Consider the following 1,176-nt stretch of genomic DNA (forward strand, 5'->3'; position numbering starts at 1 on the left):
ACGCCCAGGCGCTCCTCTCGCTGATCCAGGGCTACGTCGACGGCGTCCTCTCCGGCCGCTTCCCGGCGGGCACCGCGGGAGCGCCGGCGATCGCGGGGGCAGGGGACCCGGACACCGGCCTGTCGTTCCCGGGGGGCAACCAGCTGCGGTTCTCCGCAGGTGGCGCGCAGCGCGCGCTCCTGAGCGCGGCGGCGCTGCAGGTGGACGTGCCGCTCACAGGGTCTGCTGTGCAATCGTCCATTCTGGACGCGACGTCTGGGCGCGCCCTCCTTACGCGAGCGTTTGGACTCGGGGGCCAGGTGGCCGTGATCAGCGGCTCGACGCCGCTCAACCAGCGGAACCTCGAGACCGGGTTTTACACCTTCGTCGGTTCCGCAACGCCCGGCGGTCCGGATACGCAAGCATTCCGATACACCCTGATCGTGATGCGAGGCTTCGATGACCGCCGGCAATTCATCTGCATGCGCGACGCCTCCAGTCCGACGTCGGCGAGAATCTGGGTCGGCCATCAGACAGGGAACGATGCGACGGGGCCGATCAATTGGTACGATATTGGTGTCGAGCGTGGCAGCAACTCGAACGGTGAGTATATACGCTTCAGCGACGGGACGCAGTTCTGCACGCAATTCCTGCTGGCTTCCGCTTCCGGATCGACCCCTTGGACTTTTCCAGCAGCGTTTGTCGAGGTCGATTCCGCGTCGGTCACGCCTCAATCCGGGTCACCGCGCTCTGGCGTCATTGATGGCATCGGCCTGACGAGCCTCTCGTTTTCCACTTACGACCAAAGCGGCAATCGCCAGGGCTCAACTGGCAGACTCATGGCTATCGGCCGCTATTTCTAAGGAATCCCCAACATGCACCTGATCCTTTCCCCGGCGCGCCGGGACGAACCCCTCGCGCTGTCGCGCGCGGGCGACGTGCTGACCGTCAACGGCCAGGTCCTGGACTTCGGCCCGCTGCCGGAAGGCGCCACGCTTCCCCGCGCCGCCATCGACTGCCGTTGGATCGCCGGCGACGTCGAGCGCGCCGCCGACGGCACGCTGACCGTGCCGCTGATCCTGCCGCACGGGCCGGACGCGCCCGAGGCCACGCGCTTTCCTGATCCCGTCACCCTGACCGCCGACGGGCCGGTGACCCTGCCGCCCTACGACGCCGCGCCCGAGGAGGACCCCGCAT

The 1,176-nt window shown here is 67.7% G+C and carries 1 protein-coding gene and 1 pseudogene; both read left to right on the forward strand.

The window, feature by feature from the left end; translation table 11 throughout:
- Positions 1-842 (forward strand): annotated as a pseudogene (locus tag RISW2_RS25205) (hypothetical protein); the annotation flags it as partial.
- A gap of 12 nt (positions 843-854) precedes the next feature.
- The coding region (locus RISW2_RS22905) for a hypothetical protein (protein ID WP_043775773.1) at positions 855-1,176 on the forward strand (322 nt) is incomplete at its 3' end.

Source organism: Roseivivax isoporae LMG 25204, assembly GCF_000521865.1.
GTDB classification, from domain to species: Bacteria; Pseudomonadota; Alphaproteobacteria; order Rhodobacterales; family Rhodobacteraceae; genus Roseivivax; species Roseivivax isoporae.